This window comes from Hyunsoonleella jejuensis (assembly GCF_900111025.1).
GTDB lineage: Bacteria > Bacteroidota > Bacteroidia > Flavobacteriales > Flavobacteriaceae > Jejuia > Jejuia jejuensis.
In genome coordinates, this window is record NZ_FOFN01000003.1 from 622,430 (window position 1) to 640,320 (window position 17,891).

The following is a 17,891-nucleotide window of genomic DNA, read 5'->3' on the forward strand; positions in this document are numbered from 1 at the left end:
TATTGGACAAACTGTACACATTGGTGCTCATTTTAAATTAATGGATAAGGGTATATAAATGTTTCACTACCCAAAAATTATTTATCGTTTTAATGAAGTAAATTACCGTCTCTTAAACTCTACCACTTCCAAATTATCAATAGTTTTCCCATCAATAGTAAACCTAAGCATGGTTCTTACTTTATGAAAACCATGTTTCCCTACTGCACCCGGATTCATGTGTATGAGGTTTAATTTCTTATCAGGCATTACCTTCAAAATATGCGAATGGCCACATATAAATAATCGTGGAGGATTTGCTTTTATAGCCTCTGCAACACGCATATTATACTTTGGCGGGTAACCCCCAATGTGCGTCATCCAAACATCGACCTCTTCACAGGTAAACCTATTATGTTCTGGGAACTCACTGCGTATCTCGGTACTATCAATGTTACCATACACACCTCGCAGCGGTTTTAAGGCTTTAATGGCATCAGTAACTTTTAAATCTCCAATATCGCCCGCATGCCACACTTCATCAGCTTGTTTTACGTATTTTAAGATGTCGTTATCTATGTAACCGTGGGTATCAGAAAGGAGGAGGATTTTTGTCATTATGTATTGCTGGTCTTTAGGGGTAAATTTATGTATTTAATTACTTTTATATTTCATAATGATACCAACAACATTTGAAATTGTTAGTAAATACCATAAATTCGTGATAATGTAGTTGCTTTTTTTAGTTGAACGAATAATAGTTTTTCATGAGTTCTGATTTTATCAATATATACAAAATATCAAAGCCTGTTACTAAAAAACCCAAGAATGGTATGCTTTATGTTTGTTGGATGCAAGACGGTATTGAGGGTTTAGAAATAGATGGGAAGTTCCATGAAAATGTTTCAAACTCGATTTCATTTATAAACTTAAATCATGATTGGAAAATATTTCGTAGTAATAAAGAGCAAAAATCTGGATATGTAATGTCTATGAACCCCGAGGTCTTGAATAATCCAGTACTGAGTAAATTACATATCAACGAATTGAGGCTTTTTAATCTTGATGACATACCCTTAATAAATTTAAGCCCGGGAATAGCTAAACGAACAGAAGCTATCCTGGAAATGATAGATGAGTTGTTAGGCTCTGAACTCAACCATAAAAACGAGGCAATTCTCTCTTTGCTAAATACTTTTTTTGTCTATTGCGATGGGCAATGCAATATAAAATCTAAAATTTCGGATAGTAGATCTAAAAACACAATAGTCTATAAGTTTAAAAAATTGGTCGATAAGTTTTGCTGTGAGTACCATGAGGTGGCAGATTATGCTCAGCTTTTAAGTATAACACCTAAATACTTAAACGAATGTGTAAAGGAAGTTTTGGGGTATACGGCCAAAGGAATTATTGCGGAACAGCTGCTTATGAGGTCTAGGCATAAACTGAAATTTTCTAATCAATCTATAAAGGAAATTAGCTACGATTTAGGTTTTTCTTCTCCAGATTATTTTAGTTCTTTTTTTAAAAATCACACTGGAACTACGCCATCCTCCTTAAGAAAATATTAGTTGTTCCGAATTTCTAAGGTATAACCGAACTATTCTAGACAATAAAGATTTTTGTATGCATACATTTGACTAAACATCAATGTTATGGACAGAAAAAAATTTATTAAATCAACTACTGCAACAATTGGATTAGCATGTACACCAATCATTTCATTTGGGAAAACTATCGTAGCAACTACTACGTCATTTTTAGAAAAACGTCCAAAAATAATAAAAGCTGCTGAAGGCAATATTTTAAACGTTATTGGGGATATTCAAACGCATAAAATATCAGGAAAAGATACCAATAATCAAATTGTTGAGTGGGTTAATAACGTGGCTCAAGAGTTGGCATACCACCGCACGTTCATACAAAAGAAGATGAAATTTTTAGGATTATTAAAGGGAGCGTAGAGCTATCTGTTGGAGAAAAAACGGTTATTTTAAAAGCGGGAGACATAGCCTTTGCACCAAGAAATGTTGCACATGCATGGAAAATAGTTGGCAATGAAAATGCTAGCATGAGTACTAGTGCTTTTCCTGCTGGAATTGAAATAATGTTTAAAGAATTAAGTGAATTACCTCCTGGACCTCCAGAATTCGATAAAGTTGCTGAAATTTGTTCAAAATACGGGATTTCATTTGTGTAACTATAACATCCCAAAAAGCTTGTGGCTATTTACATTTTTAGAAATTGGCTAGAGTAGTATTTACTTTTTATATTTTATTAAGAAGAGTCTTTTCTTTGAGTACTTAAATCTGTCTATCTTTGCAGTTTTTAAATACTAACAAAAGCATTGCGATATTTTATAGAACTTTCATACAATGGTAGTGGCTACCACGGGTGGCAAATACAACCAAAGGCATTAACGGTTCAGGAGGTTTTGGAAGATGCATTATCTACAGTACTAAATGATAAAATCTCCGTGGCGGGTGCTGGGAGAACTGACACTGGCGTACACGCTATCCAAATGTTTGCGCATTTTGATACAAACATGGAGTTGAATCCAAACGATTTAGTATACAAACTGAATTCGTTTTTACCGTTCAATATCGCTATTGCTGATGTGTTTAAGGTAAAACCTGATGCACATGCGAGGTTTGATGCTGTAAGGCGCAGTTATCTGTATCGCATTAGTTTAAGAAAAAACGTATTTACCCACCGAAATGCGTATTACATAAAACAGCCGTTAGATTTAGAAAAGATGAATGCAGCAGCCAAAATTTTATTTGAGTATAAAGATTTTCAATGCTTTTCTAAAACCCATACGGATGTAAAAACGTATTATTGTAATATTATGAAAGCCCGCTGGTTTACTAAGGATAACGAAATACAGTTTTCTATTACTGCCGACCGATTTTTACGCAATATGGTGCGTGCCATTGTAGGAACCATGATAAATGTAGGCTTGGGTAAAATTGAGGTGGCTGATTTACATAACATTATACAATCTAAAAGTAGGAGTGAAGCCGGTTATTCGGTGCCAGCGCACGGGCTATATTTAACAGATGTAGTGTACCCAGAAACGATAAAGTTATAGATGGCGAAACAAAAAGAGAATATATTTGATGTTACATTATTTAAACGTTTGTTTAGGTTTATAAAACCTTATAAAACGACGTTTGCGGTAGTTTTTATTTCAGTTATTATTATAGCCGTTTTGGGCGTTGCTACGCCATATTTGTTACAGCAAGCTATTGATGAAAACTTAACGAATAAAGTGGCTAAGGGCTTTTTGTTTTTTGTCCTCATCATGGTTGGCCTGTTGTTTTTGGAGTTTTTGTTTCAACTAGTCTTTATCTATTATTCGGGTTGGTTGGGGCAAAATGTGGTAAAAGATGTTCGGGTGAAACTGTTCAATCATTTGTTACGTTTTAAAATGAAGTATTATGATAACTCTTCAGTTGGTGTATTAATTACACGTTCGGTAACCGATATGGAGCGTATTGCAGATATTTTTGGACAAGGGTTGTTTCAAATATTTAAAGATTTATTGACAATGATTGTGGTTTCTGGTGCTATGTTTTACATGAACTGGAAACTAACATTGATTGTATTTGCCATGTTACCTGTGGTTTTGTACGCCACACGCTTGTTTCAAAAGTATATGAAAAAGGCGTTTGAGGAAGTACGGACTGAAGTTTCTAACTTAAATTCTTTTGTACAGGAGCGATTAACAGGCATGAAAATATTGCAACTGTTTGCGCGTGAAGACATCGAGAATGAAAAATTTAGACAAATAAACGAGCGCCATAAAAAAGGTTGGTTAAAAACGATTTGGTATAACTCCATTTTCTTTCCTATTGCGGAATTATCATCGTCTATTACCATAGGTTTGGTGGTGTATTTTGGAGGTTTGGGTAATGCGTTAAGCGATACGGCTTCTCAAGGAGTTTTAGTGGCGTTTATTATGTTTATCCCCAAGTTATTTAGACCATTACGACAGATTGCGGATAAGTTTAACACGCTACAAATGGGCATGGTTGCTGCCACAAGGGTATTTAAAGTGTTGGATACTACATCACAAATTGACGACCATGGCACCCATGAAGCGGCGCATTTTAAAGGTGATATCTCATTTAAAAACGTTTGGTTTAATTATGTGGATGACGAGCCTGTTTTAAAAGGCGTGTCTTTTGATGTGAAAGCGGGACAAACCATTGCAATAGTAGGCGCAACAGGTGCAGGAAAATCTACGATTATCAATTTATTGAATCGGTTTTATGAGATTAAAGATGGTGTTATAGCCATTGATGCTATTGATATTAAAGAAGTGACTTTAGCATCATTACGCACGCAAATAGCCGTAGTATTGCAGGATGTATTTTTGTTTGCAGATACTATTTTGAACAATATAACGCTTAATAATCCTGATGTGACTGAGGCCGAAGTTATAGAAGCCGCAAAATCCATCGGAGTTCATGAATTCATCAGTACATTGCCAAATGGCTATCATTATAACGTAAAAGAACGTGGCGTGATGTTATCCTCAGGTCAGCGCCAGTTAATTTCGTTTTTACGAGCTTATGTAACAAATCCAAGTATCTTGGTACTGGATGAAGCAACCTCTTCTGTAGATTCGTATTCTGAACAATTGATTCAGAATGCTACGGATAAAATAACAAAGGGCAGAACATCTATTGTAATAGCACATCGTTTAGCCACTGTAAAAAAGGCGGACAAAATTCTAGTAATGGATTCAGGAAAAATTGTAGAACAAGGCACGCACGACGAACTTCTTAAAAAGAAAGATGGCTACTACAAGAACTTATATGAAGTGCAGTTTTTAAAGGAGAAAGAATTAGTTTAACCACCTTTTGCAGCTTTTTGGGCTTCTATCATTTCTTGTAAGCTACCATCAAAGTAGGAAGTTATAAAAATAAAAATTGCCACTAGCATTGAAAATGCAACAAAAAGAAATGCTAAACAAATCAAGAATAGAAGAGTTTTAAGTAATAGTTCTCCAATGCTTAATTTAAAGAGACGCTTTAATAAAAAGCAATGATAAAATAATGCTACAACATACATAAACATCCCGAAAGCAAGGTAGAGATCTGGTTTAATTACTAATATTAGTAATCCAAAAATCACCGTAGATATGGAGTATAGAGACATGCTATACATGTATGTTACTAAATGCTCAGTATAGTTATAGCGTTTATTTAGAAATAGTACCCAAGACACGAGTGCGAATATTGGAATCATTACTGAGTAAATCAATGAACTATAATCTAATGAGAAGTCACTTGAAGACGCCATTATTTTTTGGGAAGCCTCATTAGAGTACATTTCGGAGTCTTGCATAAACTGTGAGGCGTCTAATACATTCTTATAAAATTTTCTGATAATGAAAATACTAAATCCAGTTAGCGTTAGAGATATCCCAAAGAAATTTATTGGGTTTATGTAGCGTTTTCGAATACCTTGTACGTAGCTATCTATTACTAGTTCTGGCCGTTTTAATAGGTCAATAATGGTTTTTAGGAGTTTGTTGTCATAATTAAAGAATGTTTCTCCTACGTGTTGTAGCAAGTTTTTTAGAGTTAGCCTTTTTCTAATAACTTTTGCACCACATGTACTGCAAAAATCACTTTCAGATCGTAATTGTTCTTTACAGTTTTTACATTCCATTAGGTTAAATCTTTCTTAATCATTCGTGCAAGTTCTGTAGTATCTTCAAACACCACAAATTCACCATCTTTAAAATAGGAAATATGCCCTGTTTCCTCACTAACGGCTAAAGCCAAGGCATCTGTTTTTTCAGTAACACCAATGGCGGCACGATGGCGCAAACCAAAACGCTGAGGAATATGTTTTTCATTATTTACAGGTAAAATAACTCGCGTTGCTTTTACTACGTTATTGCTTACAATAATGGCACCGTCATGTAATGGGCTGTTCTTAAAGAAGATACTTTCTATAATAGGTTGGGTTACTTTAATATTCATTTCATCCCCAGATTCCGATAGGAAATCCAGATTGTTATTGCGTTCAAAAACAATTAATGCTCCAGTTTTAGACATGCTCATTTTATTGCATGCAGAAATAATGGCATCAACATTGGTTTCATCGGTAGTCTCAGTTTTAAGGAATTTTAGCTGTTGGAAAAACCTGCGACGTCTTCCAATATTTGTAGAACCAATCATTAATAAAAACTTACGGATTTCAGGTTGAAACACTACGATTAATGCAATGATACCCACTTTCATGAAACCTCCAAAAATACCGTTCAGGAGTTCCATATTTAGAAAGCCCGTTAGTTTCCAAGCCCCATAGATAATAATGATCCCCAAAAAAATGTTGATGGCAACCGTACCTTTAACTAATTTATATAGGTAGTAGAGTAGGAGTGCAACAAGCACAACATCCAGATAATCTATAAAACGAAGATTTAAAATGTCATCAAAGATGTTCAATGGCTAATAGGTTTTGGTAAATTTAAGAAATTGCGGTTAATATATAAATTCGTGCTTAGAAATATCCACATTGGCTGAATGCATTTTATAAAGTTCAGATTTTACGGTGATATAATCTTGGAATGTCATTTTTTTATCAAAACTCAAAATAACATTAATTTTTTCTCGGAAACTACTTAGCTTAAAAGTAATATTATTTACTAACCCTTTTAAATTAGAATTCCAAGAATCAGTAGGTATATCCGAAAAGTAAAGTTCTATGTCGTTTTGTGAATAAATATTTACATGAAGTGCTTTTGAGTAATTAAAATTAGATTGTTTAGCAGTATATTCTAAATAAGTTCCTTCATAATATTCACAGTTGGTAAACTCCAGAAATCCCAAATTATTCTTACTCAAATCATGACAGGTAAAATAGTTTTTAGCTTTCTGGTTTTTATGACTCGAAGATTCTTTTTTGGATTGTAGAAACTTGATATGTGGGATAGCTTGTTTTAGTGTTAACCGTTTATCCACATTTACTAACCAATTTGTGGTACTTATCAAATTTTTTCGGTTAAGATCTACACTGTCAGGTTTTGTTTCATCATAAAACAAATAGGCAGCTGAGACATCTTGTAATTCGGAAACTGGTGCCTTCTCAATTTGTGGGAGTTGTAATTCTCTTTCGTTTCCGCAGGAAAACAGACAGATAATTGTAAATAAAACTAATATACTTCTCATAATTTAAGTGCTCTAAGCGGTTAACAATATAACGATTTAACCAATTTTACACATTCCACAGCTTCTTTAACATCATGCACACGTAAAATAGAAGCGCCTTTCTGTAAACCAATTGTATTTAAAACTGTAGTACCATTAAGTGCGTGTTTAGCTGTAGTTTCTAAGGTTTTATAAATCATAGACTTTCTCGAGACACCCACGAGTATAGGTTTTTCAATTATTTTAAATAATTCTAGTTTGTTCAGTAATTCAAAATTTTGATCTAAGGTTTTCGCAAAGCCAAAACCTGGGTCCACGATTATATCTATAATACCTAAATCTCTAGCTGCTGTAATCCTTTCAGAAAAATAAAATAAAATATCTTTTACTAAATCATCATACTCGGTTAAACTTTGCATAGTTTGAGGTGTTCCTCGCATATGCATCATTATGTAGGGTACTTGTAATTCTGCAATGGTCTCTAGCATATTGTCATCCAATTTGCCTGCAGAAATATCGTTTATCAACACAGCGCCAGCTTTAATACAAGCGTTTGCAATCTTGCTTCTAAATGTGTCAATAGAAATTAAAGTTTCGGGAAACTTATCTAAAATTAAGTGTATTATGGGTAAAATACGACGCAACTCTTCATCCTCCGAGACATGGTCGGCATTTGGTCTAGAACTGTACGCGCCAACATCAATAAAAGTAGCACCTTCACGAAGCATGCGTTCTACTTGTTTCAAAATAGAGCCCTCATTTGTATAGGTTCCACCATCATAAAATGAATCTGGAGTAACGTTCAAAACGCCCATAACTTTTGGGTTTGATAAATCAATAAGTTTGCCTTTGCAATTAATCGTCATTAATTAGGTTTTATAAGGTGTTTGTATGTGGTTTAAAACTTTAAACCTTAAACTTTGAACATTATGATTATTTATGCGAAATTTACGCAAAATTCAAATTTATTCATGCAAGATACTTCAAAACAATATGATGCCGTAATAGATACCTGTGAAAGTTTATTTATAAAAAAAATGAGCGATTATGGTAGTGCGTGGCGCATTTTACGATTACCGTCGCTTACCGATCAAATTTTTATAAAAGCGCAACGCATTAGAGGTTTACAGGAAAACGAAGTACAGAAAGTTGAGGAAGGACAGGAAAGTGAATTTATAGGTATTATCAATTACTGTATTATGGCATTAATTCAGTTGGAAAAAGGAGTTGTAGAGCAACCAGATATGTCCACTGAAGAAGCTACCGAATTGTACGAAAAACATGTTGCCATCACCAAAAAATTGATGGAAGATAAAAACCATGATTATGGTGAGGCATGGCGTGATATGCGGGTGAGTAGCCTAACAGATTTGATTTTACAGAAATTATTGCGTGTAAAACAAATAGAAGATAATCAAGGGAAAACTTTAGTAAGCGAAGGGATTGATGCGAATTATCAGGATATGATAAACTATGCGGTTTTCGCTTTAATTTTACTTAGTGAAAATTAAAGCAAAAACAATATCAAAAACCAAACTCTAAATCCCAATGGCTTCGGAAAAACAGAAAGTATATAATCTAGAAATTAGAACTTTTGAATTCGCCAGAGATTGTAGGTTTTTAGTCAAAGAATTAAAACGAACAATTTCAAATATTGAAGATGGAAAGCAATTAGTAAAATCTTCAGGTTCAGTAGGAGCCAATTACATTGAAGGCAATGAAAAGTTAGGTGACAAAGATTTGAAATTTAGACAAAAGATTTCAAGAAAAGAAGCAAAAGAAAGTGAGTATTGGTTAAAATTATTAAAAGAGCTGAATGAAGAACAAAAGGATAGAATTGAAAAACTACAATTCGAAGCCAATGAACTTAGAAAAATACTATCGGCCATAATTAATAAATTGAAATAGCAGTTTAAATTATTGAGCTTGAGTAAGTCTTGGAATTTAGTACTTGTAATTTGGTATATTAAGCATGGTTAAGTTTTTGGCATTTTAGTATTTGTAATTTGGAATTTTAAACATGAGTAATTTTTTGAAATTTAATATTTTGTTTTTTTTGGAAATTAAATAAGTTATGAAAGCATTAGTAGCAATAAGTAGAATATTAGTTGGTGTATTATTTATTTTCTCAGGGTTTATAAAGCTGAATGACCCCATCGGTTTTTCGTATAAACTACAAGAATATTTTAGCCCAGATGTATTAAACATTCCGTTTTTAGAACCCTATGCGCTTTTAATATCAGTGTTTGTAGTGGTGTTTGAAGTGGTTTTAGGGGTGTTTTTACTTATTGGCTATAAACCGAAATTCACAGTGTGGAGTTTACTGTTGATGATTGTATTCTTTACATTTTTAACATTCTACGCGGCATATTTTGAAAAGGTAAAAGATTGCGGCTGTTTTGGGGATTTTATAAAACTAAAACCTTGGGAAACCTTCTGGAAGGATGTTGCACTTCTCGTATTAATTTTAATATTATTTTTTGGCGTAAAATACATTAAACCCGTATTCACTAAACTACCTACAACTATATTGGCGTTGCTAGGTTTTATTTTGAGTTTATGGTTTGGGTATCATGTATTAATGCATTTACCCACCATAGATTTTAGAGCATATGCTATTGGAAAAAATATAAAAGAAGGTATGACTATTCCAGAGGATGCGCCAAAGCCTGTTCAAGAATATAGTTGGAAATTTATGGTAAATGGCGAGGAAAAGGTAATCACGACAAATGGTTCCTATCCTTCCGTTGAAGGTGAATTTGTGGGTGTTGATACTAAAGTTATTCAGGAGGGTTACACGCCGCCAGTAGTAGATTTTTCAATTGAAAGTGCAGATGAAGATTTAACCGATTACTTTTTAAATCAAGACAATCTAATCGTAGTGGTTTCCTATAGCTTAGAAAAGATTGAAGCCGATGGGGCATTGAAATTAAAATGGTTACAGGATGAAGCAAGAACGAATAATTATCAAATAATAGGGTTAACCGCATCCGGCGAATCTGCAAAAAAACGCATTAAGGATGCTTACAATATAGATTTTGAATGGTATTTGTGTGACGAAAAAGCTTTAAAGACGGTGGTGCGGTCAAATCCAGGAATCTTAGAATTAGATAAAGGAACGGTGATGCAAAAAGTACATTGGAATGATATTGACGATTTGGAGTTACCGGAGATTATAGGCAGAGATTTAAATGTGAAATTTGATGATACTTCAACTTTTGAGGAGAAAAATAAGGATAATATTCTTTATTTAATTGATGGTGAAGTCTCGAAAAAAGAAGATGTAGATCGTTTAGATAAAAGCAGTATAAGAGAGTTGAATTTTACCATAAGAAAGGAATTTTTAGATTCATTGAATAAAGCCAGAAGTAGTAATTACGTGGGTTTTGCAAAAGTTACTTTGAAAAAAGATACATTGAATTAAATAACTAAGTCTGATAAATTACTTCTTAAATAAAACCCTTTACGCAATACTCACACTATTTGGAGTAGTTACGGTTATTTTCTTTTTATTCAATGTGCTTCCGGGAGATCCTGCGCAAATGATGATGGGGCAGAACGAGGATAGTGAACAGTTGGCTAAGGTAAAAGCAAAATATGGTTTTGATAAACCAATTTTAACGCAATATGGGTATTACATCAACGATTTATTACCGATATCGTTTCACTCTAAAAACAAAGAAGATTATACCTTTTTATCAGAAAACAAGTATAGCGCAGCACCTTTATTTTCCATAGGAAATACAACAGCAGTTTTAAAGTTTCCCTATCTACGGGAATCCTTTACCAAACAAGGTAAAAAAGTAACACAAGTTTTAGGAGAAACCTTGCCTAATACATTTGCGTTAGCTGTTTCAGCAATTGTAATCGCTATGATTTTAGGTGTGTTATTGGGGATAGTTTCAGCCTTGTATAAAGACCGATGGTTAGATAAATCTATCCAAATTTTTAGTACCTTAGGCATGAGCGTTCCTTCATTTTTTAGTGCAATTCTATTCGCTTGGTTTTTTGGATATATATTACACGAATACACCAATTTAGAAATGACTGGGAGTCTGTACGAATTAGACGATTTTGGTGAGGATATACACATCAAATGGAAAAACCTCATTCTTCCAGCAATAGTTTTAGGCATTCGTCCGCTAGCGGTAGTCATACAGTTAATGCGAAATTCATTGTTAGAAGTTTTTAATCAAGATTATATCAGAACAGCGAGAGCAAAAGGTTTAAGCGAGTTTCAAATCATAAAAAGACATGCTGTAAAAAACGCATTAAATCCTGTAGTAACGGCCATTTCTGGGTGGTTTGCCTCTATGTTGGCCGGCGCAGTTTTTGTAGAATTTATCTTTGGCTGGAACGGACTAGGTAAAGAAATAGTAAACTCACTAAACACTTTAGATTTACCTGTAATTATGGGTTCGGTTTTAGTAATCGCCACCTTATTTGTAATGATTAATATTTTAGTCGACTTAATTTATGTTTGGTTAGATCCAAAAGTAAAATTACAATAAAAGAAGCATGAAAAAATTAAGTTATTTGTTGTTAGCCCTATTCGGTTTTTTTAGTTGTGCAGAACCACCAACACAGTTTAGTGAAGCCGCTTTAAGCGATACGTTTACAACTTTAGAGGGCAATACTATATCATTAAAATCAATTTTAGAACACCATCAAGGAAAAAACATTATTATAGATATTTGGGCCTCATGGTGTGGCGATTGTATAAAAGGAATGCCCAAGGTAAAAGCGCTTCAGCAGAAATATCCAGAAGTATCATATTTATTTTTCTCCTTAGATAGAAACGAAGCATCATGGAAACGCGGTATAGAAAAATACAATGTAGTAGGCGAGCATTTTTATTTACCTAAGGGCAAAAAAACGGCCTTTGGAGATTTTGTAGATATCGGTTGGATTCCTCGGTATATGGTGGTAAATGAAGCTGGCGAAATCGTTGTATTTGATGTTATTGAAGCTGATGATGAAAAGTTGATTGAAGCTCTAAAAAATTAAGTATTTTTGCACTACATAAATCAATACTAAATTCCTTCTTAAAATAGAAGCACAAATCAATCTTATGAGAAAACATATCGTAGCAGGAAACTGGAAGATGAATAACGATTTAGCGCAAACCGAAACGCTAATTTCAGAACTAAAACATCAAGTAAAAACATCAGATGCAGAGGTAATGATTGCGCCTACGGCAACTAACTTATGGCAAGCATATCAAACTCTAAAAGATAATACGGTTATAGAGGTAATAGCCCAAAACATGCATTTTGCTGAAAATGGAGCGTATACTGGCGAAATCAGCGCGTCTATGTTAAAAAGCGTAGGGGTAAAAACGGTAATTTTAGGCCATAGCGAACGTCGTGAGTATTTTAACGAAACCGATGCATCATTAGCCAAAAAAGTTGATACCGCTTTAGCACATAACATGCGTATTATTTTCTGTTTTGGAGAGGAATTGGCCGATAGAAAAGCAGGTAACGAAGAAACTGTAGTAGGAAATCAAATAAAAAACGCATTATTTCATTTAGATGCTTCTGCTTTTAAAAATATCGTTTTAGCATATGAGCCTGTTTGGGCCATTGGTACAGGTGAAACTGCAAGTCCGGAACAAGCACAGGATATGCATGCATTTATAAGAAAAACCTTGGCGAATAACTATGGTAATGCAGTGGCAGATGAAGTGTCAATTCTCTATGGAGGTAGTGTAAAACCAGCCAATGCACAAGAGATTTTCTCTAAGCCAGATGTAGATGGTGGCTTAATTGGCGGAGCGTCTTTAAACGCCGAAGATTTCTTTGCCATCGTAAACGCATTTTAAAATAATTATGGCGTTACCCCGCTTATGGCGGGGTCGCGCTTTACATTTCAAGTCCTCGCGTCGTGCCTCCGCTGCGGGCTTTCCTTTACAATCGCTAACGCGGGTATATGTGCCAATAACGTTTTAAAACTATATGTCTCATCTTATTTACCTAGGCTATTACTTCAAAGTGAGTCCGTTACAACCAGCAGTCGAAATTTTAATTGCAGAATTAGGATACGCCGGTTTTGAAAGTTTCGTAGAAACTGAAGATGGCGTAACCGCTTACATTCAAAAAGACGAATGGCGAGCAGATATTTTAGACGATATTCAAATTTTAAACCATAAGGAGTTTGAAATATCTTATACGTTTGAAGAGATAGCACAAACCAATTGGAATGCCGAATGGGAGAAAAATTTTAACCCTATTATTGTAGACGATATATGTGCCGTTAGGGCACCCTTTCATGAATCATTCAATACGCCATACGACATTATTATTGAACCAAAAATGAGTTTTGGCACAGGGCATCATGAAACCACACATATGATGATTCAGCATATTTTAAAAAATGATATTGAGGGAAAATCAGTTCTTGACATGGGTTGTGGTACAGGCGTTTTAGCAATTTTAGCCGAACTAAAAGGTGCAAAACCCATTGATGCCATAGATTACGATAATTGGTGCTATCTAAATAGTTTAGAAAACGTAGAACGTAACAACTGTAAGCATATTACGGTGATAGAAGGGGATGCCTCTGTTTTGGGTAATAAAAAGTACGATATAATTATCGCAAACATTAATCGTAATATTTTAATGCAGGATATGGCTACTTATATATCTTGCTTGAACAAAAGTGGTGTATTGTTTTTAAGTGGTTTTTATGCAGATGATATTCCAATGATACAGCAAGAATGTGAAAAATATCTGTTAAAATTTGAAGAAAAACTAGAACGAAATAATTGGGTTTCGTTAAAATTTTTAAATTAGTAAAAGAATTGCTCCCAAAAAGATTTAAAAATGAGTTCAAAAGAAAAACTTTCAGAAGAATTATTACTTAAGGAAGAGGTCTTAAAACAAAATGAAATTGTATTGTACAATGACGATGTTAATACGTTCGACCATGTAATAAATACGTTAATTAATGCTTGTGAACACACGGCAGAACAAGCAGAACAATGCTCTTTAATTGTGCATTACAAAGGGAAATGTACGGTAAAAACAGGAGAATATGACGATTTAAAACCGCGGTGCTCTAAGCTTTTAGAGGCAGGATTGAGTGCCGAAATTATTTAATAGATTTTATAAAAACTTGAAAAGCCTATAGGAATCAATGCTTATAGGCTTTTTTTTAACTATTAATCCTACCTATGGCGCAACTTACAAACGATTTAGCTTTGGTAGTAAGCGCATTTTTTTCTCCAACAACAGGGTAACCTATTTGGTTTAATACTGTTTTTACCTTCTCAAGAGCGTCATCACTTTCATATTTAAACGATACGGTATTATTATCGTTATTTACTTCTAACTGAGATATGTTTTCTACTTCAGAAACCTTTTTGGTTATCGTATTGGCACATCCACCACATTTAAGGTTTTGTATTTCAAGAGTTGCTTTCATAGTTTATAGGGTTGTTGGACAAACAAAGTCTGTAGTTGGTAAATCTGTTTTTTTAATTGCACCAAATCCTCCTGCAATATCTATTAAGTTATTAAAACCTCTTGCTTTTAAAATAGATGCTGCTATAACCGAACGATAACCACCTGCACAATGCAGAAAATAGGTTTCGTTTTTATCAATGGTGTTCATGTTATCATTAATATAATCTAATGCAAAGTGCTGTACATTATCGCCCTGTAGGTGCTCAGATTTATATTCTCCATCTTTCCTAACATCCAAAACCTTAATATTTTGCTCTTTAAAACGCTTTGAAAACTCATTAACAGGAATAGATGTAACCGTTTCAATATCTTTTCCAGCTTCTTTCCAAGCGTCTATACCGCCTTCCAAATAACCAAGTGTATTATCATAACCAACGCGCGACAATCGGGTAACGGTTTCTTCTTCACGACCTTTCGGTACGACAAGTAAAATAGGTTGCTTTAAATCTGTAATTAAAGCACCAACCCAAGGCGCAAATCCTCCATTTAATCCAATAAAAATAGAATTGGGAATATGCCCTTCAACAAATTCTTTTTCTGTACGTACATCAAGCACTAAAGCGCCTTCATTGTTCGCAATAGCTTCAAACGTTTCAGGATTTAATGGTGTATCTCCTTTTTTTAATACAGTTTCAAAAGCATCGTAACCCACTTTATTCATCATCGCATTTTTTGCAAAATATTGCGGCGGAGGTGTTATGCCATCCAACACTTCTTTAATAAACTCCTCTTTGGTCATGTCTTCACGCAATGCATAATTGGTTTTCTTCTGGTCTCCCAAAATCCCAACCGTTTCTTTACTTAAATTCTTACCACAAGCAGAACCTGCGCCATGAGCGGGATATACAATAACATCATCCGGCAATGTCATAATTTTATGTCGTAGCGAATCGTATAGCATACCAGCTAAATCTTCTTTGGTTAAGTCTGATTTTATGGCTAAATCTGGCCTGCCAACGTCACCTAAAAACAGTGTGTCTCCTGAGAAAATAGCATGTTCTTTACCAGTTTCATCAAGTAGTAAATATGTCGTAGACTCTAAAGTGTGTCCAGGTGTGTGCAATACTTTAATTGTAATATTTCCCAGTTTAAAAGTTTCATTATCTTTTGCTTCGTGAATATCATATTCTGTTTTTGCTCCAGGGCCAAACACGATGGTAGCACCTGTTTTTTTGGCTAAATCTACATGACCTGAAACAAAATCCGCATGAAAATGCGTTTCAAAAATGTACTTTATTGTAGCGTTTCCACTTTCAGCTTTGTCTATATATTGTTGCGTTTCGCGTAACGGATCTATAATTGCAACCTCACCATCAGATTCAATGTAGTAGGCACCTTGAGCAAGACATCCCGTATATATTTGTTCTATTTTCATAACCTATAAATTTTATCAAAATTACAAAACCTCTTCGGTATGGTTTGTAACTAACATAACTTTTAAAACTATTTTAACTCTTTATAAATGATATAAGTAGCCATTATTAAAATAAAGTAACCAAAGCTTTTCTTCAATTTTTTACCGCTTATAAATTTTGAAAGGAATACACCTAAAACAATGCCTAATATAGAAATACCTGTAAAAATTAAAAGGAACCTCCATTCAATGTCCAGAGTTTGCACATCTCCCAAAAATCCAATCAAAGAATTTATGGTTACTATGATTAACGATGTACCAACTGCTTTTTTCATGGGGATATTAGCCCATAACACAAGCGCGGGAACATACAAAAACCCGCCACCTGCACCGATAAGTCCAGTTACGGTTCCAATAATTAAACCTTGTACAAAGGTCTTATAATAAGGCTGGCTTTGAGATGTTTCAAGGTTTTCTCTTCTGTTTTTTATCATGGAGTAGGAGGCAACTATCATGATAATGGCAAAAAATATCATAATCCCCATAGCTTTAGTAAGGCTAAAACTACCAATACTAAAGAGTGTGTCTGGAATCCCTGGAACCAGGTAGCGTCGCGACAAGTACACAGCAACAAATGAAGGGAATGAAAATGCTAAACCTGTTTTAAAATCAACTAAGCCTTTTTTATATTTCTGGTATGTACCAACCATAGAGGATGTGCCAACAACAAATAGGGAATATGCTGTTGCAATTACTGGGTTATATCCTAAAAGATAAACCAAAAGCGGCACTGTTAGAATAGATCCCCCACCACCGATAAGGCCTAAGACTAAACCAACTATTAAAGCGCCAATATAGCCAAGTATCTCAATTGAATCCATTTAATGCGGCAACTTATTTTTTAGGAGTCCATAAATAAATGTTCCAAAAATAGCAGCAACTATAACAATAACCATGCTCCAAACACCGGTACCTAAAAGAATATACATTGGGCCTGGACAAACACCAACAAGCGCCCAACCAAGACCGAAAATTGTACCACCAATAATATATCGTATTAAACCATCTTCTTTCTTCGGAACATGTATTTTTGAACCGTTTACACTTTTTATTATACCTCTTTTTGCAAGTTGCACGAACAAAATACCCGAGGCTATAGCAGTACCTATGATACCATACATGTGAAAGGACTGAAAGCGAAACATCTCATAAATACGGTACCATGATACAGCTTCAGATTTCACTAAAACAATTCCAAAAAATATACCTACTAATAAAAATTTTAAAAACTTCATATCTTAAAAAATTAAGGGTAAAATGAAATTAGCCATGATAAGGCCACCAATAAAAAAGCCAATAACCGCTATTAAGGAAGGCTTTTGAAAACTACTTAAGCCTGTAATGGCATGACCAGATGTGCAACCACTAGCATAACGTGTACCAAAACCTACGAGTAATCCACCCACAACAAGGACTATCAAGGCCGTTGGTGATGCAAGAACGTCTAAACTAAAAATTTCGTTGGGCACCAATGTTTTCCCAGGATTGTTAAATCCTAAATTTTCAAGTTCGCTAACTGTGGTTGGATTTAAATTTGTTCCAGAATCATTAGATAAAAATTCAACTGCAAAAAATCCACCAATAATGGCACCGAGGACTACAGTTAAATTCCAAATTTGATCTCTCCATCTAAAATTGAAAAAGTCAACAAACTTTCCCGCGCCTGCAATAGTGCACATGGTTCTTAGGTTTGAAGACATGCCAAAGGTTTTACCAAAATAGAGTAAAATGGCCATTACTAAGGTTATTAGTGGGCCAGAAATGTACCAAGGCCAAGGGTCTAATATATGAGTCATACTTTATTTGCGAATTTAGTTTGAAGTTTATGTTTTAAATAAGATTTGCGAAACTAAAACTTTTTAT

General features: G+C 34.4%; 23 protein-coding genes and 1 pseudogene. 14 read left to right on the forward strand and 10 right to left on the reverse strand.

Annotated features, from left to right (window positions below; genetic code table 11):
- Positions 1-102: 102 nt before the first annotated feature.
- A complete protein-coding gene (locus tag BMY39_RS12495) occupies positions 103-597 on the reverse strand; it encodes a metallophosphoesterase family protein (RefSeq protein ID WP_092580131.1) in 495 nt (164 codons plus the stop codon).
- A 149-nt stretch (positions 598-746) separates the two neighbouring features.
- Between BMY39_RS12495 and BMY39_RS12500 the strand changes: the two genes are divergently transcribed.
- The 6 genes and pseudogenes from BMY39_RS12500 to BMY39_RS12515 all read left to right on the forward strand — a co-directional run bounded on the left by BMY39_RS12500 (position 747) and on the right by BMY39_RS12515 (position 4,840).
- Positions 747-1,550: a helix-turn-helix domain-containing protein gene (locus BMY39_RS12500; protein WP_092580133.1), complete on the forward strand. Its 804-nt coding sequence runs from the start codon at positions 747-749 to the stop codon at positions 1,548-1,550.
- Between the two features lie 84 nt (positions 1,551-1,634).
- Entirely contained in the window at positions 1,635-1,943 is a 309-nt protein-coding gene (locus BMY39_RS15270; protein WP_245738276.1) for a hypothetical protein, read from the forward strand.
- Positions 1,928-2,017 (forward strand): annotated as a pseudogene (locus BMY39_RS15275) (cupin domain-containing protein); the annotation flags it as partial. The gene BMY39_RS15270 and the pseudogene BMY39_RS15275, both read left to right, overlap by 16 nt.
- Positions 2,018-2,050: 33 nt before the next feature.
- On the forward strand, positions 2,051-2,179 hold the full coding sequence (locus BMY39_RS15325; RefSeq protein ID WP_262490333.1) for a hypothetical protein: 129 nt from the start codon (positions 2,051-2,053) through the stop codon (positions 2,177-2,179).
- A gap of 147 nt (positions 2,180-2,326) precedes the next feature.
- Entirely contained in the window at positions 2,327-3,070 is a 744-nt protein-coding gene (gene truA / locus BMY39_RS12510) for a tRNA pseudouridine(38-40) synthase TruA (protein ID WP_092580135.1), read from the forward strand.
- Positions 3,071-4,840 (forward strand): ABC transporter ATP-binding protein, encoded by a 1,770-nt coding sequence (locus BMY39_RS12515; protein WP_092580137.1) that lies wholly within the window; start codon positions 3,071-3,073, stop codon positions 4,838-4,840.
- Here BMY39_RS12515 and BMY39_RS12520 read toward each other — a convergent pair.
- From BMY39_RS12520 to folP, 4 genes are all read right to left on the reverse strand, one after another.
- Complete coding sequence (locus tag BMY39_RS12520; protein WP_218141011.1) at positions 4,837-5,562, reverse strand: DUF3667 domain-containing protein; 726 nt, start codon at positions 5,560-5,562, stop codon at positions 4,837-4,839. The two genes, BMY39_RS12515 and BMY39_RS12520, sit on opposite strands and share 4 nt — an antisense overlap.
- Before the next feature lie 98 nt (positions 5,563-5,660).
- Positions 5,661-6,446, reverse strand: coding sequence for a diadenylate cyclase (locus BMY39_RS12525; RefSeq protein ID WP_092580141.1), 786 nt, complete (start codon positions 6,444-6,446; stop codon positions 5,661-5,663).
- Between the two features lie 36 nt (positions 6,447-6,482).
- The gene (locus tag BMY39_RS12530) at positions 6,483-7,169 is read right to left on the reverse strand and encodes a hypothetical protein (protein ID WP_092580144.1); all 687 of its coding nucleotides are present in this window, start codon (positions 7,167-7,169) and stop codon (positions 6,483-6,485) included.
- Between the two features lie 20 nt (positions 7,170-7,189).
- Complete coding sequence (gene folP / locus BMY39_RS12535) at positions 7,190-8,014, reverse strand: dihydropteroate synthase (protein WP_092580146.1); 825 nt, start codon at positions 8,012-8,014, stop codon at positions 7,190-7,192.
- A gap of 105 nt (positions 8,015-8,119) precedes the next feature.
- On the opposite strand from folP, the gene BMY39_RS12540 reads away from it, so the two are divergent.
- The 8 genes from BMY39_RS12540 (at position 8,120) to BMY39_RS12575 (ending at position 14,248) form a co-directional block, all read left to right on the forward strand.
- Positions 8,120-8,659 carry a DUF1599 domain-containing protein gene (locus BMY39_RS12540; protein WP_092580295.1) on the forward strand — a complete coding sequence of 180 codons (540 nt, stop codon included), beginning with the start codon at positions 8,120-8,122 and terminating at the stop codon, positions 8,657-8,659.
- 37 nt (positions 8,660-8,696) lie between these two features.
- Entirely contained in the window at positions 8,697-9,056 is a 360-nt protein-coding gene (locus tag BMY39_RS12545; RefSeq protein ID WP_092580148.1) for a four helix bundle protein, read from the forward strand.
- Between the two features lie 166 nt (positions 9,057-9,222).
- Positions 9,223-10,572 carry a BT_3928 family protein gene (locus BMY39_RS12550; protein ID WP_092580150.1) on the forward strand — a complete coding sequence of 450 codons (1,350 nt, stop codon included), beginning with the start codon at positions 9,223-9,225 and terminating at the stop codon, positions 10,570-10,572.
- 10 nt (positions 10,573-10,582) lie between these two features.
- Positions 10,583-11,659, forward strand: a complete 1,077-nt coding sequence (locus BMY39_RS12555) for an ABC transporter permease (RefSeq protein WP_092580152.1) — start codon at positions 10,583-10,585, stop codon at positions 11,657-11,659.
- 7 nt (positions 11,660-11,666) lie between these two features.
- Entirely contained in the window at positions 11,667-12,155 is a 489-nt protein-coding gene (locus BMY39_RS12560; RefSeq protein WP_092580154.1) for a TlpA family protein disulfide reductase, read from the forward strand.
- A gap of 64 nt (positions 12,156-12,219) precedes the next feature.
- On the forward strand, positions 12,220-12,972 hold the full coding sequence (tpiA, locus tag BMY39_RS12565) for a triose-phosphate isomerase (RefSeq protein WP_092580156.1): 753 nt from the start codon (positions 12,220-12,222) through the stop codon (positions 12,970-12,972).
- 133 nt (positions 12,973-13,105) lie between these two features.
- Positions 13,106-13,942 carry a 50S ribosomal protein L11 methyltransferase gene (prmA, locus tag BMY39_RS12570; RefSeq protein ID WP_092580158.1) on the forward strand — a complete coding sequence of 279 codons (837 nt, stop codon included), beginning with the start codon at positions 13,106-13,108 and terminating at the stop codon, positions 13,940-13,942.
- Between the two features lie 30 nt (positions 13,943-13,972).
- On the forward strand, positions 13,973-14,248 hold the full coding sequence (locus tag BMY39_RS12575; RefSeq protein ID WP_092580160.1) for an ATP-dependent Clp protease adaptor ClpS: 276 nt from the start codon (positions 13,973-13,975) through the stop codon (positions 14,246-14,248).
- Positions 14,249-14,303: 55 nt separating this feature from the next.
- Here the strand turns inward: BMY39_RS12575 and BMY39_RS12580 are convergent, their stop codons facing one another.
- The 5 genes from BMY39_RS12580 to BMY39_RS12600 form a co-directional block, all read right to left on the reverse strand.
- On the reverse strand, positions 14,304-14,573 hold the full coding sequence (locus BMY39_RS12580) for a heavy-metal-associated domain-containing protein (RefSeq protein WP_092580162.1): 270 nt from the start codon (positions 14,571-14,573) through the stop codon (positions 14,304-14,306).
- 3 nt (positions 14,574-14,576) lie between these two features.
- Complete coding sequence (locus BMY39_RS12585) at positions 14,577-15,989, reverse strand: MBL fold metallo-hydrolase (RefSeq protein ID WP_092580164.1); 1,413 nt, start codon at positions 15,987-15,989, stop codon at positions 14,577-14,579.
- A 68-nt stretch (positions 15,990-16,057) separates the two neighbouring features.
- Positions 16,058-16,849: a sulfite exporter TauE/SafE family protein gene (locus BMY39_RS12590; RefSeq protein ID WP_092580166.1), complete on the reverse strand. Its 792-nt coding sequence runs from the start codon at positions 16,847-16,849 to the stop codon at positions 16,058-16,060.
- Positions 16,850-17,263 carry a DUF6691 family protein gene (locus BMY39_RS12595; RefSeq protein ID WP_092580168.1) on the reverse strand — a complete coding sequence of 138 codons (414 nt, stop codon included), beginning with the start codon at positions 17,261-17,263 and terminating at the stop codon, positions 16,850-16,852.
- A 3-nt stretch (positions 17,264-17,266) separates the two neighbouring features.
- Positions 17,267-17,824 carry a YeeE/YedE family protein gene (locus tag BMY39_RS12600; protein WP_092580170.1) on the reverse strand — a complete coding sequence of 186 codons (558 nt, stop codon included), beginning with the start codon at positions 17,822-17,824 and terminating at the stop codon, positions 17,267-17,269.
- Positions 17,825-17,891: the final 67 nt, after the last annotated feature.